The 24,432-nt window shown below is 45.2% G+C and carries 23 protein-coding genes; 20 read left to right on the top strand and 3 right to left on the bottom strand.

From position 1 onward, the window contains the following. Positions 1-14 precede the first annotated feature (14 nt). The 3 genes from DFP81_RS07255 (at position 15) to rpsA (ending at position 4,805) form a co-directional block, all read left to right on the top strand. Positions 15-2,255, top strand: a complete 2,241-nt coding sequence (locus DFP81_RS07255; RefSeq protein WP_245959110.1) for a prephenate dehydrogenase/arogenate dehydrogenase family protein — start codon at positions 15-17, stop codon at positions 2,253-2,255. Between the two features lie 19 nt (positions 2,256-2,274). Further along, the gene (gene cmk, locus DFP81_RS07250) at positions 2,275-2,958 is read left to right on the top strand and encodes a (d)CMP kinase (RefSeq protein WP_115897110.1); all 684 of its coding nucleotides are present in this window, start codon (positions 2,275-2,277) and stop codon (positions 2,956-2,958) included. 164 nt (positions 2,959-3,122) lie between these two features. Continuing rightward, entirely contained in the window at positions 3,123-4,805 is a 1,683-nt protein-coding gene (gene rpsA / locus DFP81_RS07245; protein WP_115897109.1) for a 30S ribosomal protein S1, read from the top strand. Positions 4,806-4,939: 134 nt separating this feature from the next. Here the strand turns inward: rpsA and DFP81_RS07240 are convergent, their stop codons facing one another. Next, on the bottom strand, positions 4,940-5,191 hold the full coding sequence (locus DFP81_RS07240; RefSeq protein ID WP_115897108.1) for a hypothetical protein: 252 nt from the start codon (positions 5,189-5,191) through the stop codon (positions 4,940-4,942). After that, positions 5,184-5,918: a tRNA (N6-threonylcarbamoyladenosine(37)-N6)-methyltransferase TrmO gene (tsaA, locus tag DFP81_RS07235; protein WP_115897107.1), complete on the bottom strand. Its 735-nt coding sequence runs from the start codon at positions 5,916-5,918 to the stop codon at positions 5,184-5,186. The genes DFP81_RS07240 and tsaA overlap by 8 nt, the downstream gene beginning before the upstream one ends. A 135-nt stretch (positions 5,919-6,053) precedes the next feature. Here tsaA and DFP81_RS07230 point away from each other — a divergent pair, with 135 nt between their 5' ends. The 14 genes from DFP81_RS07230 (at position 6,054) to DFP81_RS07165 (ending at position 20,121) form a co-directional block, all read left to right on the top strand. Further along, positions 6,054-7,313: a glutamate-5-semialdehyde dehydrogenase gene (locus DFP81_RS07230; protein WP_115897106.1), complete on the top strand. Its 1,260-nt coding sequence runs from the start codon at positions 6,054-6,056 to the stop codon at positions 7,311-7,313. Next, complete coding sequence (gene nadD / locus DFP81_RS07225; protein ID WP_245959109.1) at positions 7,303-7,974, top strand: nicotinate-nucleotide adenylyltransferase; 672 nt, start codon at positions 7,303-7,305, stop codon at positions 7,972-7,974. The genes DFP81_RS07230 and nadD overlap by 11 nt, the downstream gene beginning before the upstream one ends. Then, a complete protein-coding gene (gene rsfS / locus DFP81_RS07220) occupies positions 7,971-8,324 on the top strand; it encodes a ribosome silencing factor (RefSeq protein WP_115897104.1) in 354 nt (117 codons plus the stop codon). The genes nadD and rsfS overlap by 4 nt, the downstream gene beginning before the upstream one ends. Before the next feature lie 9 nt (positions 8,325-8,333). Beyond that, on the top strand, positions 8,334-8,801 hold the full coding sequence (rlmH, locus tag DFP81_RS07215) for a 23S rRNA (pseudouridine(1915)-N(3))-methyltransferase RlmH (protein WP_115897103.1): 468 nt from the start codon (positions 8,334-8,336) through the stop codon (positions 8,799-8,801). An 11-nt stretch (positions 8,802-8,812) separates the two neighbouring features. After that, positions 8,813-10,693: a penicillin-binding protein 2 gene (gene mrdA, locus DFP81_RS07210; protein WP_115897102.1), complete on the top strand. Its 1,881-nt coding sequence runs from the start codon at positions 8,813-8,815 to the stop codon at positions 10,691-10,693. Then, entirely contained in the window at positions 10,686-11,807 is a 1,122-nt protein-coding gene (rodA, locus tag DFP81_RS07205; RefSeq protein ID WP_115897101.1) for a rod shape-determining protein RodA, read from the top strand. Before mrdA ends, rodA begins: the two co-directional genes overlap by 8 nt. Beyond that, entirely contained in the window at positions 11,804-12,865 is a 1,062-nt protein-coding gene (mltB, locus tag DFP81_RS07200; RefSeq protein ID WP_245959108.1) for a lytic murein transglycosylase B, read from the top strand. Before rodA ends, mltB begins: the two co-directional genes overlap by 4 nt. After that, positions 12,858-13,778 (top strand): septal ring lytic transglycosylase RlpA family protein, encoded by a 921-nt coding sequence (locus DFP81_RS07195; protein ID WP_115897099.1) that lies wholly within the window; start codon positions 12,858-12,860, stop codon positions 13,776-13,778. The genes mltB and DFP81_RS07195 overlap by 8 nt, the downstream gene beginning before the upstream one ends. Before the next feature lie 87 nt (positions 13,779-13,865). Continuing rightward, positions 13,866-15,014: a D-alanyl-D-alanine carboxypeptidase family protein gene (locus DFP81_RS07190; RefSeq protein WP_115897098.1), complete on the top strand. Its 1,149-nt coding sequence runs from the start codon at positions 13,866-13,868 to the stop codon at positions 15,012-15,014. Between the two features lie 24 nt (positions 15,015-15,038). Next, positions 15,039-15,344, top strand: a complete 306-nt coding sequence (locus tag DFP81_RS07185) for a YbeD family protein (RefSeq protein ID WP_115897097.1) — start codon at positions 15,039-15,041, stop codon at positions 15,342-15,344. Beyond that, on the top strand, positions 15,344-15,988 hold the full coding sequence (lipB, locus tag DFP81_RS07180) for a lipoyl(octanoyl) transferase LipB (protein WP_115897096.1): 645 nt from the start codon (positions 15,344-15,346) through the stop codon (positions 15,986-15,988). The genes DFP81_RS07185 and lipB overlap by 1 nt, the downstream gene beginning before the upstream one ends. A gap of 1 nt (position 15,989) precedes the next feature. Next, positions 15,990-16,949: a lipoyl synthase gene (gene lipA, locus DFP81_RS07175; RefSeq protein ID WP_115897095.1), complete on the top strand. Its 960-nt coding sequence runs from the start codon at positions 15,990-15,992 to the stop codon at positions 16,947-16,949. A gap of 166 nt (positions 16,950-17,115) precedes the next feature. Further along, positions 17,116-19,011, top strand: a complete 1,896-nt coding sequence (gene speA, locus DFP81_RS07170) for a biosynthetic arginine decarboxylase (RefSeq protein ID WP_115897094.1) — start codon at positions 17,116-17,118, stop codon at positions 19,009-19,011. A gap of 225 nt (positions 19,012-19,236) precedes the next feature. Next, positions 19,237-20,121, top strand: a complete 885-nt coding sequence (locus tag DFP81_RS07165) for a GNAT family N-acetyltransferase (RefSeq protein WP_115897093.1) — start codon at positions 19,237-19,239, stop codon at positions 20,119-20,121. Between the two features lie 17 nt (positions 20,122-20,138). On the opposite strand, the gene DFP81_RS07160 is transcribed toward DFP81_RS07165, so the two are convergent. Beyond that, positions 20,139-20,834: a cupin domain-containing protein gene (locus DFP81_RS07160; protein ID WP_115897092.1), complete on the bottom strand. Its 696-nt coding sequence runs from the start codon at positions 20,832-20,834 to the stop codon at positions 20,139-20,141. Positions 20,835-21,010: 176 nt separating this feature from the next. Here DFP81_RS07160 and parC point away from each other — a divergent pair, with 176 nt between their 5' ends. The 3 genes from parC to bfr (DFP81_RS07145) all read left to right on the top strand — a co-directional run bounded on the left by parC (position 21,011) and on the right by bfr (DFP81_RS07145) (position 24,430). After that, on the top strand, positions 21,011-23,314 hold the full coding sequence (gene parC / locus DFP81_RS07155; RefSeq protein WP_115897091.1) for a DNA topoisomerase IV subunit A: 2,304 nt from the start codon (positions 21,011-21,013) through the stop codon (positions 23,312-23,314). A gap of 166 nt (positions 23,315-23,480) precedes the next feature. After that, positions 23,481-23,954 carry a bacterioferritin gene (bfr, locus tag DFP81_RS07150; RefSeq protein ID WP_115897090.1) on the top strand — a complete coding sequence of 158 codons (474 nt, stop codon included), beginning with the start codon at positions 23,481-23,483 and terminating at the stop codon, positions 23,952-23,954. 11 nt (positions 23,955-23,965) lie between these two features. Further along, entirely contained in the window at positions 23,966-24,430 is a 465-nt protein-coding gene (bfr, locus tag DFP81_RS07145; RefSeq protein ID WP_115897089.1) for a bacterioferritin, read from the top strand. Positions 24,431-24,432: the final 2 nt, after the last annotated feature.

Below are 24,432 nucleotides of genomic sequence, written 5' to 3'. Positions count from 1 at the left end.
GGTTGGTGTGGTTTGTGAATAATAATGACTCAGGAAATACGGTTGGTGCCCTGCTAGGGGATAAACCATTTGGTAATGTGTTGATTGTTGGGCTTGGCATGATTGGCGGCTCTTTTGCTAAGGCGCTCAAAGAGCGAGGCTTAGCAACTCTTTATGGTGCAGACCGTAGAGAAGGAGAGTTGGCGTTAGGCGTGTCTACGGGGGTTATTGATTACCCGGCAGAGCTAACAGAGCAGTGTATTGCCAACATGGATGTCATTGTCTTGGCGACCCCTGTTAGGGCAATGGAGTCGGTATTATTAGAAATAAAGCCTTATTTGAAGGCCTCTACCTTGCTGACGGATGTTGGGTCAACAAAAGGCAGCGTGGTTGAGGCGGCCAAAAAAGTGTTTGGTGAAGTGCCTGCCAACTTTATTCCGAGCCACCCTATTGCGGGGGCTGAAAAAAGTGGTGTATTGGCGGCCAATTCTCAGTTATTTGAAAAGCACATGGCAATCGTTACGCCTTTGTTCGACAGTGACCCTAGCTTATTAGATCGTTTGCACCAGTTATGGGCGGCATTGGGTTCAGATGTAGTGAGCATGGATGTTAAGCATCATGATCATGTGCTGGCTTCGTCTAGTCATTTGCCGCATTTGCTGGCATATACCTTGGTTGATGCGTTGGCGAACAGCGAGCGTAGCCAGGATGTGTTTAAGTTTGCTGCAGGTGGTTTTCGTGATTTCACGCGAATTGCTTCCAGTGACCCGGTGATGTGGCGCGATGTGTTTTTATCAAACAAAGAAGCGACCTTAGCGACCTTAGATCTTTTTACCGATCGTTTAGCGGTAATGAGAGCGGCAATTGAGCAAGGCGATGGCGCGGGTATGTTTGGTGTGTTTACCCGAGCGAAGTCGGCTCGCGACCATTTTTTGCGGTTATTGGAGCAGCGTACTGCTGGTCAATCCAAAGAAGTAAAGCCGCTGTCTATGACGGTTTCTCCGGCTTCAGCCATTAAAGGTGAGATTTTTTTATCTGGTGACAAGTCATTGTCACATAAGGCAATTACACTAGCGTGCCTATCATCTGGTGTCAGTCATCTAAGCAATATTGACTTGACTGGTGATGTTCGTATCACGATGCAGGCGTTTCGTGATATGGGTGTGGTGATCGAAGAAATTAGCGCGGATCAATTGCGCGTGCACGGTGTCGGTTTGAAAGGCTTAAAAGCGCCTATCGCGCCGATCAATGTGCACCAGTCAAGTGCCGCTTTGCATCAATTGATGCCTGTTCTGGCGGGTCAAGATTTTCCTGTTACCTTGGTGGGTGAAGGGGAGTTGTTGAGCCAGCCGATGAAGGAATTGTTTGATCTAGTGCGTGCTATGGGTGGTCATGTGATGACGGCAGCGGCGGATTGTTTACCTGTATCCCTTGCGCCTTCTGTGCCGCAGACGGTTTCATTGGTGCTGAAGAATGGCTCTAAAAGGTTACATGGGGCCGCTTTGCTGGCTATGTTGTATTCCCCAGAAGCTGGTGAGTTGCGAGCCTGCAAATACGGTATTGCGCAAACCAAGGCGCTGTTTGCCTATTTTGGTTTGCAGGTAACCCTAGATGAGGGAGTAGTGCGCCTTGACTCTGCTGTGCCTCAGGGGGCGCAGATAAAGCTGCCAGGGGATGTGACGCAAACCGCGTGGTTGGCCTTGTCGGCTGCGTTGACGCCGGGTTCTAGGTTGGCCATAGAGAATGCTTTGGTAGGAGATATGGCGTCTCCTTATGTGCCGTTTTTGAAAAAGATTGGCGCTAATGTGCGGCTTTTGGGTGATCATTCGACAGGCTTTGATCAAGGACGTTTAGAAGTGGCATTCGCGCCACTTGTTGGGTTCGATTTAAGCGCTACAGAAGTTTATGGCTTGCGCAATGAATTGGCGCTGGTTTGTGTTGCCGCCGCTTATGCCTCAGGGGTAAGTGTTATTCGTGGCTTATCGGATCTGCCTTATTACTATGAAGATAGGGTCTTGTGTTTGGTTGATGCATTGACTCACTTTGGCATTGTTTGTGAATACAGTGCAGGACAATTGACTATTACTGGGGGGATTCCTCTGGGGGGTGAGTTGGATTGTGCTGGAGATTATCGATTGGCGTTAGCGATGTTAGCGCTGGGGTTGCGAAGTCGCGAAATGACGCGCGTGAATGATTGCCAGGCATTATTAGAAGAATTTACTGAATTAGGGAGTGTTGCGGCGCAGTTAGGTTTTCACTGTGCGGTGGTGCAATAGAAATTGAAGAGGAATGTATATGATAAATCAAGCTCCAGTCATCGCGATTGATGGTCCAAGTGGTGCCGGTAAAGGCACTGTCAGCCAGTTAGTCGCAGAGAAGCTGGGATGGCATTTGCTTGATAGTGGTGCGTTGTACCGTTTGTTAGCGTTGGCGGTATCTCATCATGGGATGTCAGTCGAAGACGCTGACACACTGAAAGTGTTGGCTGAGCATTTGGATATTCAGTTCAAGCAATCAGAAGATAGTAAAGTCGAAATTGTGTTAGAAGGTGAAATCGTCACTCAAGCGATCCGCACCGAAGAAGTAGGTCACAGTGCTTCCAAGTTAGCGGCGATTCCCGAAGTGCGTGAAGGTTTATTGTTGCGTCAGCGCGCTTTTGCTCAAGCTCCTGGGTTGGTGGCAGATGGTCGTGATATGGGAACCGTGGTTTTTCCGAATGCGCCGATCAAAATTTTCTTAACCGCTTCAGCAGAAGAACGTGCTCAGCGCCGTTTGTTGCAATTGCAACAAAAAGGAGAGGCGGTTAATCTAGAAGAACTTGTGCAATCTATTAAAGAAAGGGATGAGCGAGACGCGAATCGAGCGATTGCTCCCCTTGTTCCAGCGGCGGGTGCGCTGGTGATTGATAGTACTAATCTTTCTATTGAAGAGGTTGTTGAGATCGTTTTTGCTGAAACAGTGAAGGCTGGTCTGATATAGCCTGTTCTTTTGTGCGTGTAAAATGTGCTAGAATAGTCTAAATGTTATTCAAGTCGGTGGGAGACCAGCAACGCTTCCATCGCAATAATCATAAAAATTGACCCGTATTTGCTGGTAATACGGATAAGGCCAAGTTCTTTTTGGCCAACTATATAGGAAATACAATGACTCAAAGCTTCGCAGAACTGTTTGAAGAAAGCCTATTAACCGTCGAAATGGCGCCAGGCTCAATTGTTACTGGTATTGTTGTTGATATCGACAGCGAATGGGTAACTGTTCATGCAGGTCTTAAATCTGAAGGCGTAATTCCTCGTTCTCAGTTCCTAACGGAAAGTGGTGAGTTCAACGTTAACATCGGTGACGAAGTTAAAGTTGCACTTGATGCTGTTGAAGATGGTTTCGGTGAGACTAAATTGTCTCGTGAAAAAGCGAAACGCGCTGAAACTTGGGCTGTTCTTGAAAAAGCCTACGAAGAAGGTGCCATCGTCAATGGTGTTATCAATGGTAAAGTCAAAGGTGGCTTCACAGTTGATATCGCAAACATCCGTGCTTTCTTGCCAGGTTCTTTGGTAGATGTTCGCCCAATCCGCGACACGTCTCACCTTGAAGGTGTGGATCTAGAGTTCAAACTTATCAAGCTTGATCAAAAACGTAACAACGTTGTTGTATCTCGTCGTGCCGTTATGGAAGCGACTAACAGCGCTGAACGCGAAACACTACTTGCTTCTCTAGAAGAAGGTCAAGAAGTTAAAGGTATCGTTAAGAACCTTACAGACTACGGTGCGTTCGTTGATCTTGGTGGTGTTGATGGTCTTCTACACATCACTGACATGGCTTGGAAACGCATTAAGCACCCAAGTGAAATCATTGCTGTTGGCGATGAAATCGATGTTAAAGTACTTAAGTTTGACCGCGAGCGTAACCGTGTGTCTCTAGGTCTTAAGCAATTGGGTGAAGATCCATGGGTTGCTATCAAAGCACGTTACCCAGAAGGTACTAAAGTAACTGCTAAAGTTACTAACTTGACTGATTACGGTTGCTTCGCTGAACTTGAAGAAGGCGTAGAAGGTCTAGTACACGTATCTGAAATGGATTGGACTAACAAAAACATCCACCCATCTAAAGTTGTTCAGATCGGTGACGAAGTTGAAGTTATGATCCTTGATATCGACGAAGAACGTCGTCGTATCTCTTTGGGTATCAAGCAGTGCACCATGAACCCATGGGAAGAGTTTGCTACATCTTTCAACAAAGGCGACAAAATCTCTGGCGCAATCAAGTCTATCACTGACTTTGGTGTGTTCATTGGTCTTGACGGCGGCATCGACGGCCTTGTTCACCTATCTGACCTATCTTGGGAAGAAACTGGTGAAGAAGCAGTACGTGCATACAAGAAAGGTGATGTTCTTGAGACTGTTGTATTGTCTATCGATGCAGAACGCGAGCGTATCTCTCTTGGCGTCAAACAGCTTGAAGAAGACCCATTTGTTGGTTTCGTTGCTGAAAACGACAAAGGCACTATCGTAAACGGTACTGTTGCTTCTGTAGATGCTAAAGGTGCGGTTGTTGTTCTAGCTGAAGGCGTTGAAGCTACTTTGAAAGTATCTGAAATCAGCCGTGAGCGCGTTGAAGATGCAACAACTGTATTGAAAGAAGGCGATAAAGTAGAGGCTGCGATCATCAGTGTTGATCGTAAAGCTCGTACTATCACTCTTTCTATCAAGCAGAAAGATGCTACTGAAGAAAAAGCTGCGCTTAAATCTCATTCTGAGAAACAGCAAGTTGAAGCAAATGGTCCAACCACTATCGGTGATTTGATCAAAGCTCAACTAGAAAACCAAAACTAAGTTTTGATTTTCGTTAGTTAGTAAAAAGCGGGCTTAGGCCCGCTTTTTTTATGTCAATTTGATGATAACGCGTTGACAAGAAAACTATACATAAAACATGTGGATAACTGTGGGTATAGACTTTGGGTGACGCCTTAGCGAAGTGATTTAAGTAGGGTTTTTGTGTCTTCTTCGTCCCAATTTTCTTTTTCTAATAGCTGCTTTAATGACTCGTTTTGCTGTGTTTGTTGAAGGTTTTTTTTGAATTTCGCAAAGTGCATTTCTTTGATTAATTTTTCATCGTAAGAAGAGCGGTAAAGTGGTGGTTTTGTGTCGCTTTCTGCTTTCTCAGTTTTGTTTAGCTTATCTATGTTCTGGTAGGTTTTTAAAAACGCTTTTTTATTCATTCGTTTCCCCTATTGGGCTGGGTTCAATATGGAGTACTTCAAAATACTCTGGATGGGCGCGCCATCTAATATTCAAATCCCACAATGTGATGCCGTGTTCTTTGCCTTCTTTTTGTTGCAGGTATGAAGGTCTTGGGTCTTGTTCAATGACTTGTTTAATTAAAGTCTGAATGTCTCGCTTGTGCAATGATTGATAGTGATCGCATTGGGTCTTTGCTAGTGGGGAAAAAACCACAAGAGTAGTGCGATCGGGAAGGGGGGCGAAGCCACCTTTTGCCTCAGGAATACTGTCAGCGTATGGAATATAAGGCTTAATGTCTAAGACTGGGGTTCCATCGAGTAAATCGGCGCCGAGTAACTCAATAAAAATCCGATTGCTTTTTTGGTAAATGGCGCCGAGCTTAATAACGGAAAGTCCAATGGGGTTCGGTCTGTGTGTTGCTCGAGTAGCAAACACGCCGATTTTTTCTTTTCCGCCTAAACGTGGCGGCCTAACTTTGGCTTTCCAGTTTTCTTTCATGGTGGCATGGAAAATAAACTGCACCCAAATGTGTGAAAAATCTTCTAGCCCATCTAGGGTGTCGAGTCGGTTAAATGGTGGTAGTAACTCTATGCTGGCGGTGGACTCTGTAACTAGACCTGGTTGTCTAGGAATGCCAAACTTTTCCTTATAGCAGGAGTGAACAATGCCAATGGGATTAAGGGTGAAGTGCGCTGGAGCAGACAAGGGTGCTTCCTTTTTTTGATCAAATTCAAGGCTAAAGGATTAAATACTTTGTGTTAGTATAATGGCAAGATAGTCGTATGGACGATAAGTTTTTGTGGCTAAGCTATTACTTTTTAACCGAATTAGAGATTAAAAATGTCTTTAGAATCCTATATGAATCAAATTGGTCAGCAAGCCAGAGCGGCGTCACGTCAACTTGCTAAAGCGTCCACAGAGCATAAAAATAATGCCCTATTAGCGATGGCAGATGCGCTGGAGCAAGCACGACCTCGATTGATAGAAGAAAATGCCAAAGACATTCAAAATGGTGAAAAAAAGGGCTTAGATGCCGCTTTGCTTGACCGTTTGTTGCTCAATGATGCGCGCATTGACGGCATGATTGAAGGGCTTAAGCAAGTAGCTGCTCTGCCTGACCCAGTTGGTGAAATCACCGATATGCTGTATCGCCCATCAGGCATTCAGTTAGGCAAAATGCGAGTGCCATTGGGCGTTATTGGCATTATTTATGAGTCGCGTCCTAATGTGACCATTGATGCAGCCAGTTTATGTTTAAAATCAGGCAATGCGACCATTTTACGGGGCGGGTCTGAGGCTTTTTATTCCAACCAAGCAATTGCAGAAGCAGTAACGGCAGGGCTAAATGCTGTTGGCTTGCCAGAACATGCGGTGCAGGTGTTGAATACGACGGACCGTGATGCGGTTGGACGTTTAATTAGTATGCCGGAATTTGTTGATGTGATCGTGCCACGAGGCGGAAAAGGTCTAATTGAGCGTATTAGTAAGGACGCTCGCGTGCCTGTGATTAAGCACTTGGACGGTAACTGCCATGTTTATATCGATGATGAAGCGGATCTAGAAAAAGCCGCTAACATTGCGTTGAATGCGAAAACGCGGCGTTATGGTGTGTGTAATGCCATGGAGTCTTTGTTAGTGCATAAAGCGGTTGCAGCAGAGGTTTTGCCTGCTTTAGCATCAGCTTTTGTGTCAAAAGGCGTTGAGTTGGTGGGATGTGACGCTGCGCGCTCTATTGTCATGGACATGGGGGTAGCGACAGAAGAAGATTGGTTTACGGAATATCTAGCCGCTAAGTTGTCAATTAAAGTGGTTGCGGATATGGCAGAGGCCATTGAGCATATTAACCATTATGGCTCGCATCACTCTGATGCGATTGTTTCGCAAAACTATACTAAGACTCGTGCCTTTATGACGGAAGTGGATTCTGCTTCCGTGATGGTAAATGCCTCCACGGCTTTTGCTGACGGTTTTGAGTACGGCCTCGGCGCTGAGATCGGCATTTCAACGGATAAAGTTCATGCTCGTGGACCTGTAGGGCTTTTGGGTCTGACCAGCCAGAAATACATAGTGTTAGGTGATGGACATACTCGTGACAACTAAGCAAGAGCAGGCTTCAGGTGTGGCGATTATGGGGGGGACATTTGACCCAATTCATAATGGTCACTTGCGCACCGCAGTTGAAATTTTAGATCGCTTCAATTTTAATGAATTGCGCTTAATTCCTTGTTTTCAGCCAGTGCACAAAGGTTTGCCAAGCATTACAGCAAAGCAGCGTTTAGCGATGGTGGAAATGGCCATTTCGAGTGATCCTAGGTTAACGGTTGATGCACGAGAAATTGTTCGTGAAGGTCCCAGTTATTCGATTGACACTCTCAAAGAGGTGCGTGCCATCATTGGGCCGGATGAGCCCTTGATCATGGTGTTGGGAATGGACAGTTTTTTGTCAATTCCTACTTGGGCGAATTGGCAGGAGCTGATTCACTATGCGCATATTTTGGTCGTTTCTCGTCCTGGCTGGGAGCCGGATCTGATTTCAGAGTTAAATGCTTTCTGCGAAAACTATCGTGCCGCTTCATCGCATGAGTTACAATGCGCGCCCTCAGGTTTTATTTGGTTGGAAACGCTGCCGTCCTTGGAGATATCTTCAAGCATGATAAGAGCTCTGTGTAAAAAGCAGGAATCGATAGCGTATTTGCTACCAGAACCCGTACAAACATACATAATAGACAATCAATTATATCAGGATAACGTAACTTTATGAGTCAGCCTAATCTCACAGCGGATCAAATCTTAGCTTTAGCAGTGGAAGCACTGGAAGATGTCAAAGGTGATAAGATCACTGTGTTGAATGTTTCAAAACATACCGACATGATGGATTACATGGTCATTTGTACTGGTACCTCTAAGCGTCATGTAGGTGGTTTGGGTCAAAATGTCATTGAACACCTTAAGACTAACGGACTTCAGCCACTAGGTTCTGAAGGTCGTGGTACCGGAAGCGATTGGGTTTTGGTTGATCTTCATGACGTGGTCGTCCATGTGATGACAGAAGAAGCGCGAGCTTTTTACGACTTAGAGAAACTTTGGGATATTAAACCAGAATCGATGTAAGGTTTTGCAATGCGCGTTCGACTGATTGCTGTCGGTACTAAAATGCCGAAATGGGTGACGCAAGGCTACGATGATTACGCTAAGCGCCTGCCTAAAGATTTTGCTTTAGAGTTAGTGGAAATTCCCATGTCACCACGGGGAAAAAACACCGATATACCAAAAGCAATTCGTAAAGAAGGTGATCTCATGCTCGATGCAATTCCCCAAGGAGATAAGGTCATTGCGATGGAGGTCCTCGGTAAAGAGTGGTCTACAGAGCAGTTAGCGGATCAAACGGGGAATTGGCGCATGGAAGGGTATAACGTCAGTTTATTGGTGGGTGGCCCCGATGGACTGGACCCACGTTGTACCGCGAAAGCAGATCAAGTCTGGTCGCTTTCTCGTTTAACACTGCCACACCCTATGGTTCGGGTTATTCTGGCTGAGCAAATATATCGTGCTTGGACCTTGATGAATAACCATCCGTATCATAGATAGAGGATTGTTCGTTGAGCCGTCGGTATAAAAATTTTCGCAACTACAACCAAGAAAAGTCATTGACGCAATCGCGTATTATTATTGCTGGATTGTTGGTGTTGCTGTTGGCGGGGGTGTTGATGGCTCGCTTATTTTACCTTCAAGTTGTAAATCACCAGCTTTATCAAACCAAAGCCGATGAAAATCGTGTGATGCTGGTGACTGAGCCTCCTCCAAGGGGTCTCATTTATGATCGCAATGGGGTGGTGCTCGCCGACAATCGTCCAATCCATAGTTTGACAGTGACGCCGGAGCGCATCAAAAGTATGCCTCAGTTGCGCAAAATACTGTCAGGGCTGATTGATATTAGCTCTGATGAGTGGGATCAGTTTGATGAGAAGCTCAAAGAGTATCGCCGCCCCTACCAATCTATCACCTTAAAATCTCAACTCACAGATGAAGAGTGGGCCCGTGTGGCGGTTAACTTATATAAGTTAGATGGCGTACAGGTTGAGGCTCAACTCACTCGTTATTACCCTTATGGTAAAGCATTTGCTCATGCGGTTGGTTATGTCGGACGTATTACCACAAAAGATTTAGAGAGAGTAGATAAACAGGCTTACCAAGGTGCCTTGTTTATTGGTAAGACTGGCGTAGAAGGTTATTACGAAAGTACCTTGTTTGGTAAGCCTGGCATTCAAAAAGTGGAAGTAAATGCACGCGGTCGAATCATGGAAGAGTTGGGGCGTGAGAACCCTGTACCGGGTAAAGATGTGCATTTGTATATGGATGCACGTTTACAGCAATACGCTTACGACCTTTTAGGTGACTACAAAGGGTCAGTGGTGGCGATAGACCCAAATACTGGTGGCATTCTTGCCTTAGTATCTAAGCCAGGGTTTGATCCCAACTTGTTTGTTAGGGGGATTTCCTACAAGGACTACTCGCTATTGCGCGACTCGAAAAGCCTTCCTTTGTTTAATCGGGCACTCCGTGGCGGTTACCCTCCAGCGTCTACCATTAAGCCTTTTATGGCGTTAGCAGGCCTTGAGTATGGTTTTTCATCATGGACTGAACGTTATTTTGCCCGAGGTTATTACCAAATTAATCCAGGTGGTCGTCGCTATCGGGACTGGAAGCGTGGCGGCCACGGCTGGATTGATTTAGAGCGCGCTGTGATTGAGTCAGTGGATACTTATTTCTATCAGCTGGCCAATAAAATGGGCATCACGCCGATACATGATTTCTTAGCGCGCTTTGGTTTTGGTAAAAGTGTGCTGTTGGACTTAAATGGCGCGAGCATAGGTTTGCTGCCATCCAATGCTTGGAAAAAAGCCAAATACAATGAGCCTTGGTACCCAGGGGACTCAGTGAATGTGGGGATTGGTCAAGGCTTTATGGTAGCAACACCGATTCAAATCGCCACAGCGGTGTCGGCTATTGCGGCGCGCGGGCATTATTATTTTCCGCGTATGGCACAAAGTATTGGTGATCAAGCGGCACAGTTTGAGGACAAAGAGGCGGGTCTTCATAATATTACGCTGAAGGATCAGCGTAACTGGGAAAAAATTGTCATAGCCATGCGCAAGGTGATAACCGATCCTAAGGGAACAGGGCGACGCTTACAAGGAACGGACTACACCATAGCCGGTAAAACCGGAACTGGGCAAGTATTCAGTCTGCAAGATGGTGAAGAGTACGAAGCGGATAAATTGGCGAAGCGGCTTCATGACCATGGCTTATTTATTGCCTTTGCACCGGCCGAAAAGCCCAAAATCGCCGTGTTTGCTATTTTTGAGAACGGCGGTGGCGCGGCGAAGCCCGCCGACCTAACGAAAAAGCTTTTTGATGCTTATATTGATGGCAAATACCCTAAACGCTACGACTATTTAAAAGGTAACGCCAGTGAGTGATACGGTTTATAGAAGAGTGTTGTCGTTTGCCAATGCTCGCCTGTGGAAATTGATTCACGTTGATATCTTGCTGTTGGGGTCGCTGCTGCTTCTGATGACAGGTGGCTTGGTAGTGCTGTATTCCGCCTCTGGTCAGGATATGGAGATGGTAGAGCGGCAGATTCTGCGTTTTGGCATAGGTATGGGGGTGTGTTTGGGGCTTGCTCAGTTACCGCCCAAATACATGCGTCGTGCCTCACCTGCTTTGTTTGTGTTTTTGGCAATGCTGTTGATTGGCGTGTTGTTGTTTGGGGTCGGGGCAAAAGGGGCGCAGCGTTGGTTGGCTTTGCCAGGCGGGCTGCGCTTTCAGCCTTCTGAGATTATGAAAATTGTTATGCCGATGATGATTGCTTGGTATTTTGCAGATCGTCAACTGCCGCCTAAGTTAAAAGAAGTCTTGTCCGTTTTAGCATTAATTTTTATTCCTGCACTGATGGTCGCCAAACAGCCAGATTTAGGTACCGCTTTGTTGGTGGCAGTGTCGGGTATTTTTGTACTGTTTTTGGCTGGGCTTGGTTGGCGTTATATTATTGGCGCAGCGGTTTCTGCCCCTGCAGCTGGCTATGTGTTGTGGCACTTTATGCACGATTATCAACGTCAGCGCGTGTTGACCTTTCTCAACCCCGAAAGCGACCCATTGGGCTCGGGGTGGAATATTATTCAATCTAAAACGGCGATTGGCTCCGGTGGCTTATACGGAAAAGGGTGGCTAGAAGGCACTCAGGCGCAATTAAATTTCTTACCAGAAAGTCACACGGATTTTATTATTGCGGTGCTGGGCGAAGAGTTCGGTATGTTGGGTTGCGGTATTTTAATACTTTCCTACTTGTTGGTTATTTCGCGTGGTTTGTATGTTTCGGCAACGGCAGAAGATAATTATGCTCGTTTGTTGGCGGGAAGTTTAACACTGACCTTTTTTGTTTATATGTTTGTAAATATCGGCATGGTGTCAGGTATTTTGCCTGTGGTTGGGGTACCCTTGCCTTTGGTCAGCTATGGTGGAACATCCATCATAACGATTATGGCGACCTTTGGTATTTTAATGTCGGTACAAACACATAAAAGGGCGAGATGATGATAAAACTAGCAGTAGGGATGTTTCTAGTACTCGGCTTGGTAGGGTGTAGCAGTGCAGGTCAAATGCAGCAGCACGCGTTGGGTGATAAGCTCGGAGTGAGTAATCAACTGCTGGATAATGCGCCAGATAAAAAGGCTAATTCTTATGCAGCCAACCCACAAGTGCAGGCGTTTATTACGCGTTTGGTCGAGCAAGATGGTTTCGATAAAAATGCGCTGGAGTTGGCTTTCTCACGGATAAAAATACGTGAAAAAGTCATTCAGAAGTCGGATAACCAGCCAGAAGTCATTACCCCTTATTACGAATACAGTGCGCGTTTTGTCAATCCGCAGCGTATTGCCAGCGGTAAAGCATTTGCGCAAAAGAATAAACATTGGCTGTTAAAGGCGGAAAAACAATACGCTGTAGATTGGCATGTGATTGTCGCACTTATTGGGGTGGAGACTTACTATGGTCGTATTACCGGCTCAAAAGATGTCTTTACCTCGCTTACTACGTTGGCGTTTGATTATCCAAGACGCCAAGCTTATTTCCAAAATGAGCTGCGTGCTTATTTGTTGTTAGCACGTGAAAATAATTGGAACATTGGTGCCACAAAAGGGTCCTATACTGGGGCCATGGGAATGGTGCAATTTATGCCAACGAATTATCGCAAGCTGGCTGTGGATTATGATGGCGATGGACACATTGATCTTTGGCAGTCTGATGCGGATGCGATAGGCAGTGTGGCGAACTATTTGCAGCACCATGGCTGGGAATATAACCAGCCGTATTGGGTCATGGCAAGCGTTGAGGATCCGGATGCGATAACCGAGTGGGTTAACCACGATCGCAAACCGATCAAAACAGCGGCCCAATGGTCGGCCCTGAAAGTGCTGCCTAAACAGCACTTCCTAAATAAAAAAATGGGGCTGGTTGGGTTGCGAACCAAAGCAGACGAAGTCACTTATTGGCTCGCCTATGAAAACTTTTTTACGATTATGGATTATAACCCAAGTCGACGTTATGCCATGTCAGTGTTGGCGCTTGCTGAGAACATAGGAAAGAATGATTAAACATTGTAGGTTAGTGTTGTTAATTGGGTCATGTATCGCGATATTGAGTGGCTGCTCGTCTAATACAATGAGTTCTGCTGAGTATGATAAAGCCTCTGCGGGAGGGCGTTACACCATACTGAAGGATCATGCCCCTGACCATGATGTTAAAGTGGATCATTTGCCCGACTTGGTGCCTAAATGGGAACCCAAAAGCCGTGGGGGAAATAAGAGTCCCTATGAAGTATGGGGTAAAAAGTATTGGGTAATGAAGTCGGCCAAGGGGTATGTAGCAGAGGGAACCGCGTCTTGGTATGGCATGAAATTTCACGGTCATACTACTTCAAATGGGGAAACATATGATATGTATGCCTTTTCAGCAGCCCATAAATCGCTTCCTTTACCGACCTACTTGAAAGTAACGAACCTGGATAATCAGCGTTCTGTCATTGTTAGAGTCAATGATCGGGGGCCTTTTCATGGAGACCGATTGATAGACCTTTCTTATGCCGCGGCAGTGCGTTTGGATTATCAGAAAAAGGGGCTGGCTCACGTTAGGATTGAGGCGATAACACCGCCCAAAGGTGGGGTTTATCAAGCCACAACGAAGGTGAATGCGACGCAGAAAAAAGAACTGAGTCCCCCAGTGGTATTGGCTTCACCCACACCACCACTGGCACAAAAGAAAACCACAGTCAGCTCTGTGTTTAGTCATCTGCAGGTGGGGGCTTTTTCGACTTCTGAAGCGGCCGCGCGCTTAAAAAATCAGCTGTTTGCTGTCTTTGATACGCAAATTAATGTCGAGATAGTGCAACAAAGTGATGCTCTTTATAAAGTTTTAGTTGGTCCTTATGGCAGTGATGCAGAGCTGTCTAATTGGCAACAAAAGCTCTATGATGCGGGCTTTGCAAAGCCAGTACGAGTTGCGATGTAACTGTAAAGGCGAATTCCTTAGACTAGAGATTCATTTTTCTCTCTAGTATCATTTGTAAACTTTTTTAACCAGACGATGTTGTAGAGTATGAAACGACTCCTAATTATTTTATCCGTATTCCTTGGTATCACAACCAATGCCGTTCACGCAGAGCCCTCGCTCATTCCTGCGCCACCAGAACTAGCCGCGAGCAGCTATATCCTAATGGATGCTTATACCGGTGATATCCTTGTGTCTCACAATGCGGATGAGAAATTACCGCCTGCGAGTCTTACTAAGTTAATGACCGCTTACATCACCGAGTATGAACTGGCTCGTGGTGATATTTCTGTTGATGATAAAGTGACCATTAGTGAAAAAGCGTGGCGTATGAAGGGATCTCGTACCTTCGTTCGTGAAGGGACAAGAGTGCCTTTAATGACGCTGATGCAGGGTATGATTGTTCAATCTGGTAATGATGCAACGGTTGCTATTGCAGAGCACATTGCCGGCAGTGAGTCAGCGTTTGCTGATTTAATGAACCAACATGCGAAATTACTTGGCATGAAAGGCTCACACTTTGTCAACGCAACGGGCTACCCAGCGGATGATCATTATTCCACTGCCCATGATATTGCGATTGTGGCGCGTGCAACCATTACTCAGTTCCCTGAGAATTACCCTCTTTACGCAGAAAAATATTTCACTTACAACAACATCCGTCAGCCTAACCGTAATCGTCTATTGTGGCGTGATAAGTCTGTTGATGGCTTAAAAACAGGTCATACTGAAGCGGCAGGTTTCTGCTTGGCGGCCTCTGCAGTACGTAATGGTACACGTTTAATTACCGTTGTAATGGGTACCAAATCTGACGAAGCTCGTGCTAGTGAGTCACAGAAGCTTTTGGATTACGGATTTAGATACTACGAAACACGTAAACTTTATAGCCGTGGCCAAGTGGTCAATGACGCTCGTGTTTGGGGTGGCAGTCAAAATACCGTGAAAGTTGGTTTTGCTGATGATGTGTTGGTAACATTGCCGCGTCAAGACGCAGATTCCCTTCCTGCAAGCTTGCAAATGAACCCTGAAATTGAAGCACCAATCAAAGTGGGCGATGTATTAGGCAAGATTGTAGTAGGCACTGCAGATAATATTGTTCTAGAACGCAATGTTGTCGCGCTTGAGCCAGTTGAGCAAGGTGGCTTCTTTAAGCGTATGTTTGATAAAATCAAACTTTTCTTTATGAATTTATTTTAGATCTTAGGATCTAGTGGATGAACGATGGCTCTGATTACAAAAGATGGCGATCAAGCTGAAAATGCAGTTGATGCGCCAAAAATTGAATTTCCGTGTGACAATTATGTGATCAAAGTGGTCGCGCTTGATACCGATAATGGTCATCTAGATATTGTGAAATGCATGCAAGTGCATGCGCCTGAAATGGGCGATGAGGCGACCAATGTCAACCGTTCAAGCAAAGGCCGTTTTGTTAGCTACAGCTTCCGTATTGTGGCCCAGAGCGAAGAGCAGTTAGCAAAATTACACAAGGATCTAATGGCGCTTGAAGCGGTTAAGATGGTTCTGTAATGAATCAACAACTTATTTGCCGTGATTTAGGTGTGATTGGTTATGAGACAACTTGGGAGAGAATGAAATCATTCACCCAAGTTCGCTCTAAAGAAGATCAAGATGAAATTTGGTTACTTGAACATCCTTCTTTATTTACGCAAGGACAAGCGGGTAAAGAAGAGCATTTGCTTGCACCAGGGGATATCCCTGTCATTCAAGTGGATCGAGGCGGGCAAGTTACTTACCATGGCCCGGGGCAATTAGTTGCTTATGTACTGATTGATTTAAAACGCCTAGGAATAGGGGTGCGGGATCTTGTTACAGTGCTTGAGAACGCGATTGTAGAGACGCTTAAGCTCAATGCTATTGATGCTTATGCTAAGCCAGATGCACCAGGTGTTTATGTAGATGGAAAAAAGATCGCCTCTTTGGGCCTGAGAGTTCGCCGAGGTTGTTCTTTTCATGGATTAGCGCTGAATGTGGATATGGATCTATCACCATTTAACCGTATTAATCCATGTGGCTATCAAGGTCTTCAGATGGTCGATATGGCTCGCTTGAGCAGTCAGGTCGATTTTTCTAAGGTTAAAGTTCAGTTGGCTAATCAGCTTGCTGAACAGCTCGGATATCAACATCCGACTATCCAACAAGGGTGGAAATAGAATGACTGCAGAACGCAAACGCGTTGTCCAAGGCGAAAAACTTCGCGGTGCCGATAAAATGGCCCGTATTCCAGTAAAAATTGTTCCTACTGAAGAAATTCCACGCAAGCCAGATTGGTTGCGTGTAAGAATGCCAGCTTCTCCGGAAATTGCTCGTATTAAGCAAACCCTACGCGAACACAAGTTGGCTTCTGTCTGTGAAGAAGCAAACTGCCCTAACTTAGGGGAGTGTTTTAGTAACGGTACAGCGACCTTTATGATTATGGGTGAAATTTGTACCCGTCGTTGCCCGTTTTGTGATGTTGCACACGGTCGTCCAAATGCCTTAAGCCCAAATGAGCCTAAGGAACTTGCTGAGGCGATCCGTGATATGAAATTGAAATATGTGGTGATCACTTCCGTTGACCGTGATGATCTACGTGACGGTGGTGCACAGCATTTTGTTGATTGTATTAACGAAACGCGTGCGTTAAGTCCAAATATTGAGATTGAAACCTTGGTACCGGACTTCCGTGGCCGTATGGAAACGTCGTTGGACATCTTACAGCTTGCGCCACCAGATGTGTTTAACCATAACTTAGAGTCTATTCCTCGCCTTTACCGCCAGGTGAGACCAGGTTCTGATTATCAATGGTCGCTCGATCTATTAAAGAACTTTAAAGATCGTTGCCCAGATGTTCCAACGAAATCTGGCTTGATGGTGGGTTTGGGTGAAACATTCGAAGAAATCGTTGAGGTACTAAAAGACCTACGCGCTCATAATGTTGATATGCTGACGATTGGTCAATATCTACAGCCTTCGAAACACCACTTCCCAATGGCGCGTTTTGTACCGCCTGAAGAATTTGCTCGCTATGAAGAAGTAGCAAAAGAATTAGGCTTTAAACACGCAGCGTGTGGTCCTTTAGTTCGTTCTTCTTATCATGCAGATAAGCAGGCTCACGGCGAACGCGTTTCTTAAGCCATAACAACAGTACTAAAAAGAGCGGAGTTAGGGGTGTTCCCTTAGCCCCGCTTTTTTATTATCTCATGATCATAAAAACGCTATGAGTCAGTAGCGCTAGCTCGACACAGAATCGCTGTCAAAATTTTGTGTCGTTGTAATTATTCGGATGTTAGGAGGCAATATGAAGCCTTGGTCAGTGAAAGATTCTATTGAACTTTATAATGTGACGCACTGGAGTGCGGGTTTTTTCTCTATTAATGATCAGGGTCGTGCCATTGCCTTACCTGACCGAGAGAACAGCATTGATTTGACTGAACTGTCTAAAGCATTGAAACAGCAGGGGATTCCTTACCCTTGTTTGGTACGTTTTCCTAATATTCTGCATTCTAGAATTGAAAAAATCACCCAATCATTTTGCCAGGCAATTGAGCATTATGACTATCAGGCGAATTACGCCATTGTGTATCCTATTAAGGTGAATCAGCAGCGTCGTGTGGTGGAAGAGATCACCGGCTGTCAGCCTGATAACTCTTCTAGTGTTGGGCTTGAAGCAGGCAGTAAGCCTGAACTAATGGCGGTGCTGGCGATGCATCAAAGCCCGAATGGGATCATCGTTTGCAATGGCTATAAGGATCGCGAATTCATTCATTTGGCGCTGATGGCCGAAAAAATGGGGCATCAAGTTTTCATTGTGGTTGAAAAGTTGCATGAGCTCGATTTGATCTTGGACGAGGCGAAAAAAATTGGCGTGAAGCCGCGCATAGGCATTCGCATTCGCTTAGCTTCCACAAGCTCAACCCATTGGAGTAATAGTGGTGGCGAAAAATCCAAGTTTGGTTTAACCACGTCGCAGTTATTACGCGCGGTAGATCGTTTGCGTGATTTGAATATGCTTGATTGCCTTGAGTTGATTCATTTTCATCTTGGTTCACAAATTACCAAAATTCGTGATATTCAGAACTCATTAAAAGAGTGTGCACGCTATTATTCTGAATTGCATCAAATGGGAGTGCCGGTGAAATGGGTCGATGTTGGTGGGGGGCTAGGGGTTGATTATGAAGGAACCCGCTCACAAAATGCCTATTCAGCCAATTACAGTATTAGTGAGTATGCGAACAATGTGGTGTTCGCTTTTCATAATGTTTGTGATCAGTATAACCTGCCACACCCGAACTTGATTTCAGAATCAGGGCGAGCCGTGACCGCACACCATGCGATGATGATTGCAGATGTGTTTTCCCATGGGGCGGAATTATTACTCATTGAACCGCCGAGTGATGACAGTGTCTTGGAAATCCAGCGGTTATGGGATTGTTATCAGAGTTTAAAGCATGATGAGCACGATGATAGCCGATCCTTAGTGGAAATTTATCACGACTTATTGGATGACTTTAATGACAGTTTGACGCTTTATAATCATGGCCAGCTAAATCTTGAGCAGCGCGCTCAAGCTGAGAACTTGTTTGTTGTGGCGTGTCGTAATCTGTTGCCTAAGTTAGACAGTCGCAATCGCGGCCATCGCCCTGTTATCGATGAGCTTAACGAGCGTCTGGCAGAGAAGTTGTTTGTCAACTTGTCTGTTTTCCAGTCCATGCCGGATGCCTGGGGGATTGATCAATTATTTCCGGTATTGCCACTACAAGGCCTACAGCAAGCCCCTTCATTTAGAGGGAAAATTCAAGATATTACTTGTGACTCGGATGGTTGTTTATATCGCTATGTGGACGGTCAAGGGATAGAGTCCTCGTTGCCTTTGCCACCACCACCGGTGAATGAAGATTATCTAATGGGCTTTTTCTTAGTGGGTGCCTATCAAGAAACACTCGGTGATTTGCATAATCTTTTTGGTGACACTGCGTCTGTGGATGTGTACCTGACTGAAGAGGGATTTCGAATTGACCATGTGTTGATGGGTGACAGTGTTCAAGACGTTCTAAAGTACGTAAGCTATGATGAACAGGCACTGCTTAAACGCTATCAAGATAAAGTCTCAGCCAGTGGCTTAGAGGCCGTTGAGCAAGAAAACTTGATCAGCACTTATCAAAAAGTACTGCGCGGTTCGACTTACCTTTCGTGATAATGAGAAAGCAGATCAAGGCGTTTAGCTGCGCTTCTTGGTCTGCTTTAGTTTTAGTGTATTGTTTTCGTAAAGGCCTGTTTTTATTGTGAATTGTAATAGATAAAGCCTTTAACCAGACCTATACTTATGCTGTTTTAGCTTGCCTGCCAATGGGTAAACCTAGGCATCGAATAGGATGCTATCTGGCATATTTAAAGAGCCGTTTCATTAACTAGGATGACTATGACAACGCCTTCTCCAATGAGCGCGCCTTGTTATGCAGTGCTACTGTCTAGCAGTGTGATGCTTGAGAACATGACTTACCGGATAATGGTCGATAAATTGATTGATCTAGCCAAAGGGCAGGATGGTTTTTTGGCGGCTGAGTGTTCGTTAGGTGAAACCGATTTACTGCTGACCTATTGGCAAGACCGTGCTACGGCTGAGCATTGGTTGAATCATCCTACGCTACGGCGCACTTTGTTGTTAGCAGAGCAGTTCTGGTTTGAGTCTTATCATTTACGCTTGTTTGAAGTGCTATCAACTCATTCATTCAAACAAACGAATTCAACGGACCATAGTTCCCGTTTTCCACGTATTACAACCGCCCGTGGTGTGCTTAAAATACTCGAAGAGTCCCAAGCGGACTTGCTAAAGGCATATGTCACCGAAGAAAAGCATTTTTTAGCACCCTGGGAGCCACAACGCGCTGAGGCTTATTACTCAATTGAGCTTTGCCGTTTACGGATTCGCGAAATGCGTCGAGATTTCTTAGAAGATCAAGGGCTTGCCTTATGTTTTCTGTCTCCAGATGAAACGCGAATGCTAGGCTATGCTAATTATTCGCATATTGTACGAGGCGTTTTTCAATCGTGTCATCTTGGCTATAGCTTAAGAGAGTCAGAACAAGGCAAAGGCTTGATGCATGAGCTATTAACAGCAGGAAACCATTATTTACACAAAGAGTGTCGCATTGATCGCATACAAGCTAACTATATGCCTAGAAATGCTCGCAGTGCAGCGGTATTGAGTCGGTTAGGTTTTAGCAAAGAGGGTTATGCAAAAAACTATTTAAAAATAAATGGTCAATGGGAAGATCATGTGTTGACCGCTCTCGTCATGCGCTAACGATTAGCTGCGCTCGGTTAAAGTGCAAGTACGCGGCCTTTTTCTGGGTAAGGCGTGGTGATACTCAATACGGTAATGCTTTTGCGGTTATGGTTAAACAAGGCTTTACGGGTCATCCTAGGTAAATATTGACCAATGCTTGGGCATAGCTTGAAAGCTTGTTTGTTAGTTGAAATGGCGAGCTCGCCTTCTAGGCAAATTAGGTACTGGTCCGTTTTTTTGTGGTAATAAGGGGTGTCTTTGTAATGGGCTGGATAGAGATGGATCGAAATAGCGGCATCCGCTCCCTGATAAAGAGGCCAGGTGGTGATGCCATTTTTATCGGCAAAGGAATCGCTGCTGCCGGAAGAAACTTTATGGAACGCAATAGCTTTTTCGGTGGCGGCATGAGCGTCCGATAAGTTGATGACACAGAGTGTGACCTGTGGTGATAAGAGGGTTGCAACCGTAATCGAATCGCTTGGTAGCCAACTGCCTTGATGTTTTTTTAGTTGTATTTCATTGTCTTGGTTTTTCAGAAACAGATCGCCAGATAAGACAAAAATAAAGCATTTTTCGGGGGCCTGATAAAAACGGCTTGGAGTAGACGATTGTACGAGATACTCATGACGAATGGCGATTCTGTCATCTCGGTGAAGGATTGAAGAGCAACCACCTTTGCCGAGTTCATGCTGGATTGGGTAGGGAGTAAATGCTGTGTGATATTGGTTCATATAAATCCTTTTATCATGCTGCCTGATAGATAGGAAGGAACACACTCCCTAAGATAAACTTCTGAGCTAAGGTTGCAGGTGATCACGAAGTTTCTTTATAGTACGGTCAAACTTTTTTTTCAATTACTGATGTGTGCGAATAACACATCATAAAACGCGGTAGAAGGAAATTCTCCTTGAGTGAGTTATCAAATTTCGAATCGAATGAAACCCTGTCATTAAAAGACTATACAGAAAAAGCCTACTTGAATTATTCAATGTACGTTATTTTGGACCGAGCTTTGCCGCATATCGGCGATGGTTTAAAACCGGTGCAGCGTCGAATTGTTTATGCGATGAGTGAGCTTGGGTTAAAAGCGACCGCTAAGTATAAAAAATCCGCTCGAACGGTAGGGGATGTATTAGGTAAGTTTCACCCTCATGGCGACAGTGCTTGTTATGAAGCCATGGTGTTGATGGCCCAACCATTTTCATACCGCTATCCATTGGTGGATGGGCAAGGTAACTGGGGGGCACCAGATGACCCTAAATCGTTTGCGGCAATGCGTTATACCGAATCTCGCCTGTCTAAATACGCCGATGTTTTATTGCGCGAAGTCAGTCAAGGAACCGTAGATTGGGTGCCTAATTTTGATGGTACTTTGCAAGAGCCTTCCGTGCTGCCAGCGCGTCTACCTAACCTTTTATTGAATGGTACAACAGGGATTGCGGTGGGTATGGCAACCGATATTCCGCCCCATAACCTTCGTGAAGTGGGTGAGGCTTGTATTCATTTACTGAATCATCCGAAAGCCGAATTAGATGATTTACTGAATTATATTCAAGGTCCTGATTTTCCTACTGGCGGTGAGATAGTGACGCCACGTAGCGACATACGAAAACTCTACGAAACGGGTAAGGGGCAAATCAAGTCTCGCGCACGTTATGAAGTGGAAGAGGGAGAAATCGTTGTCCATGAGCTTCCACATCAGGTGTCTGGCAGCAAGATTCTTGAACAAATTGCCGCACAAATGCAGGACAAAAACCCAGCTAAAAAGCTGTCTATGGTGGTAGATCTTCGAGATGAATCCGACCATGAGAACCCAACTCGTTTGGTTATTGTGCCCAAGTCAAACCGGGTCAATATTGAGTCTGTGATGACCCACCTGTTTGCGACCACTGATTTAGAAAAGTCCTATCGCGTTAATATGAATGTGATTGGTCTGGATGGTTTGCCGCAAGTGAAGCCATTAAAAAACTTTCTGGCAGAGTGGCTACGCTTTCGTATTGATGTGGTACGTCGTCGTTTGCAGTTCCGTTTGGATAAAGTGAACAGTCGGTTACATATACTGGCAGGTTTGCTGGTGGCTTTTCTGAATATCGATGAAGTCATTGAAATTATTCGCACCGAGGAAAAGCCTAAAGTCGAACTGATGGCGCGTTTTGGTTTAACCGACATTCAGGCTGAAGCCATTCTAGAGTTAAAGTTACGTCATTTGGCGAAGCTCGAAGAAGTGCGTATTAAAGCCGAGCAAGAAGAGTTAGAGAAAGAGCGCTTACAGCTTGAGGCCTTGCTTTCCTCTGACGCTAAGTTAAAGAAATTGATTTCGACTGAAATTCGCGAAGCCATCGACGCCTTTGCTGACGATCGCCGTACTCCTATTGTAGAGCGTAAGGAAGCGCAAGCCTTTAATGAAGAGGATCTGCTGTCAAATGATCCTATTACCGTGGTGATCTCTAAGCAGGGCTGGATCCGTGCAGGTAAAGGGCATGATCTTGATGTGGAAGGGTTAAGCTATAAAGCGGGGGATGGCTACTTAGTGAGCGCCAAAGGGCGATCAAATCAGACCTTGGTGTTATTGGCTTCAAATGGCCGAACTTATTCTATTAAAGCGCATACCTTGCCTTCTGCGCGTGGGCAAGGTGAACCGATTACTGGGCGCATTAGTCTTGAGAAAGGCGCTACTATTGTCGCAGCGGTGCTGAATAATGAAGAGGCCTATTACCTAATAGCCAGCGATGCAGGCTATGGTTTCGTAGCACAGTTGAAAGACCTTTATGCGAAGAACAAAGCGGGGAAAGCGACCTTAACCTTGCCTAAAGGGGCCCAGGTGATGGCGCCAGTGCTGGTGGAAAATCCAGAGAAAGGGCGTGTTGTTGTGGTGTCGAATGAAGGTCGTATGCTGGCCTTTGATGTTGCATCTTTGCCCAAAATGGCAAAAGGTAAAGGCAATAAAATGTTAAGCATTCCTAGTGCTCGAGCGGCGGAAAGAGAAGAGTTACTGGTCTCAATGGCGTGCGTATTACCCAATGATTTATTGCTGGCTTACGCGGGCAAACGTTTCTTGTCTTTAATGGAAAAAGATTTGCAAGACTACTTAGGTGAGCGTGGCCGACGTGGCTTGAAATTGCCGCGTGGCTTTCAGCGAATAGATACACTGGAAGTCAAAGCAGGGGAAGGAAAGCCTTATCGTGGTGATGACACGCTAGGAGAAGGTTAGGGAAGAGCTAATAAATGGACTAAAGTATAAGGCTTATTAGGTATTTTACTTGGATCATTAGCGGGCTGACGACCTTTCACAAGGGGGGCGTTAGGCTCGAGCGTACAATAGTTCGTTGACATGTAGTGTGTAACGGGTGTCTTTGGTTTTAATGAGGAACAACAAGATGAAAGGTAGTCAAAAGGTAATAGACGGCTTGAACAAGCTGTTAGCGAATGAGCTTGCTGCGATAGATCAATATTTTATTCATTCACGTATGTACGATGATTGGGGTATGGATAAGCTTTATGAGCGACTAAACCATGAAATGGAAGAAGAAACACAACACTCTGATTGGCTGATCAAGCGAATTTTGTTTCTTGAGGGCGTGCCATGCATGACCAAGCGACGTGATTTGTTAGTGGGTTCTGATGTGCGTTCAGCGATGCAGAATGACCTAACCCTAGAGCTTGAAGTCGTGGCGTGTGTGCGAGAAGCCATTGCGCTGTGTGAAGCGGAAGGGGATTATCAAACCCGTGAGATGCTGGAAAAACTCTTGTTTGATACCGAAGAAGATCATGTCTATTGGTTGGAGCAACAGCTGGGATTGATGGACAAAATTGGCATGCAGAATTATATCCAATCACAAATGGGTAAATAAGGGAGCTTACTATGAAAGGTGATCGTGGTGTATTAGCGAGCTTAAATAAAGTGCTAGCCAATGAGCTCGTTGGCATAAACCAATATTTTTTGCATGCGCGTATGTTTAAAGATTTTGGCTTTAGTGCTTTAGACAAAGCAGATTACAAAGTCTCTATTCAGAAAATGAAAAACGCTGATCGATTAATTGAGCGTATTTTGTTTCTTGAAGGTTTACCTAATCTGCAAGACTTAGGTCGTCTGCGTATTGGTGAGAACAGCGAAGAGATGATTGCGGCAAATTTGGCTTTAGAGCTAGATACGCTACAAGTATTAAAAGACGCCATTGCTTTATGTGAAGAGAAACTCGACTTTATGAGTCGTGACGCTCTAGAGAAAATACAAGAAGAGCAGGAAGAGCAAATTGATTGGCTAGAAACGCAGCAAATGCTAATAGCATCCTCTGGACTGGAAAATTACCTTCAGTCTCAGATGTAATG

Origin of the sequence: Marinomonas pollencensis (assembly GCF_003387375.1) — a bacterium.
Lineage (GTDB): Bacteria > Pseudomonadota > Gammaproteobacteria > Pseudomonadales > Marinomonadaceae > Marinomonas > Marinomonas pollencensis.
Note: the sequence above shows the minus strand (reverse complement) of the source record. Positions and strands in the feature narration are given on the sequence as shown.

Bases quoted from the DNA above. Each gene is read 5' to 3' on its own strand.
- rpsA (WP_115897109.1), top strand. From the start codon at position 3,123: ATGACTCAAAGCTTCGCAGAACTGTTTGAAGAAAGCCTATTAACCGTC.
- bfr (WP_115897090.1), top strand. From the start codon at position 23,481: ATGAAAGGTAGTCAAAAGGTAATAGACGGCTTGAACAAGCTGTTAGCG.
- DFP81_RS07190 (WP_115897098.1), top strand. From the start codon at position 13,866: ATGAAACGACTCCTAATTATTTTATCCGTATTCCTTGGTATCACAACC.
- DFP81_RS07185 (WP_115897097.1), top strand. From the start codon at position 15,039: ATGGCTCTGATTACAAAAGATGGCGATCAAGCTGAAAATGCAGTTGAT.
- cmk (WP_115897110.1), top strand. From the start codon at position 2,275: ATGATAAATCAAGCTCCAGTCATCGCGATTGATGGTCCAAGTGGTGCC.
- mltB (WP_245959108.1), top strand. From the start codon at position 11,804: ATGATGATAAAACTAGCAGTAGGGATGTTTCTAGTACTCGGCTTGGTA.
- DFP81_RS07165 (WP_115897093.1), top strand. From the start codon at position 19,237: ATGACAACGCCTTCTCCAATGAGCGCGCCTTGTTATGCAGTGCTACTG.
- rsfS (WP_115897104.1), top strand. From the start codon at position 7,971: ATGAGTCAGCCTAATCTCACAGCGGATCAAATCTTAGCTTTAGCAGTG.
- lipA (WP_115897095.1), top strand. From the start codon at position 15,990: ATGACTGCAGAACGCAAACGCGTTGTCCAAGGCGAAAAACTTCGCGGT.
- rlmH (WP_115897103.1), top strand. From the start codon at position 8,334: ATGCGCGTTCGACTGATTGCTGTCGGTACTAAAATGCCGAAATGGGTG.
- speA (WP_115897094.1), top strand. From the start codon at position 17,116: ATGAAGCCTTGGTCAGTGAAAGATTCTATTGAACTTTATAATGTGACG.
- bfr (WP_115897089.1), top strand. From the start codon at position 23,966: ATGAAAGGTGATCGTGGTGTATTAGCGAGCTTAAATAAAGTGCTAGCC.
- DFP81_RS07195 (WP_115897099.1), top strand. From the start codon at position 12,858: ATGATTAAACATTGTAGGTTAGTGTTGTTAATTGGGTCATGTATCGCG.
- lipB (WP_115897096.1), top strand. From the start codon at position 15,344: ATGAATCAACAACTTATTTGCCGTGATTTAGGTGTGATTGGTTATGAG.
- DFP81_RS07160 (WP_115897092.1), bottom strand. From the start codon at position 20,834: ATGAACCAATATCACACAGCATTTACTCCCTACCCAATCCAGCATGAA.
- DFP81_RS07230 (WP_115897106.1), top strand. From the start codon at position 6,054: ATGTCTTTAGAATCCTATATGAATCAAATTGGTCAGCAAGCCAGAGCG.
- DFP81_RS07240 (WP_115897108.1), bottom strand. From the start codon at position 5,191: ATGAATAAAAAAGCGTTTTTAAAAACCTACCAGAACATAGATAAGCTA.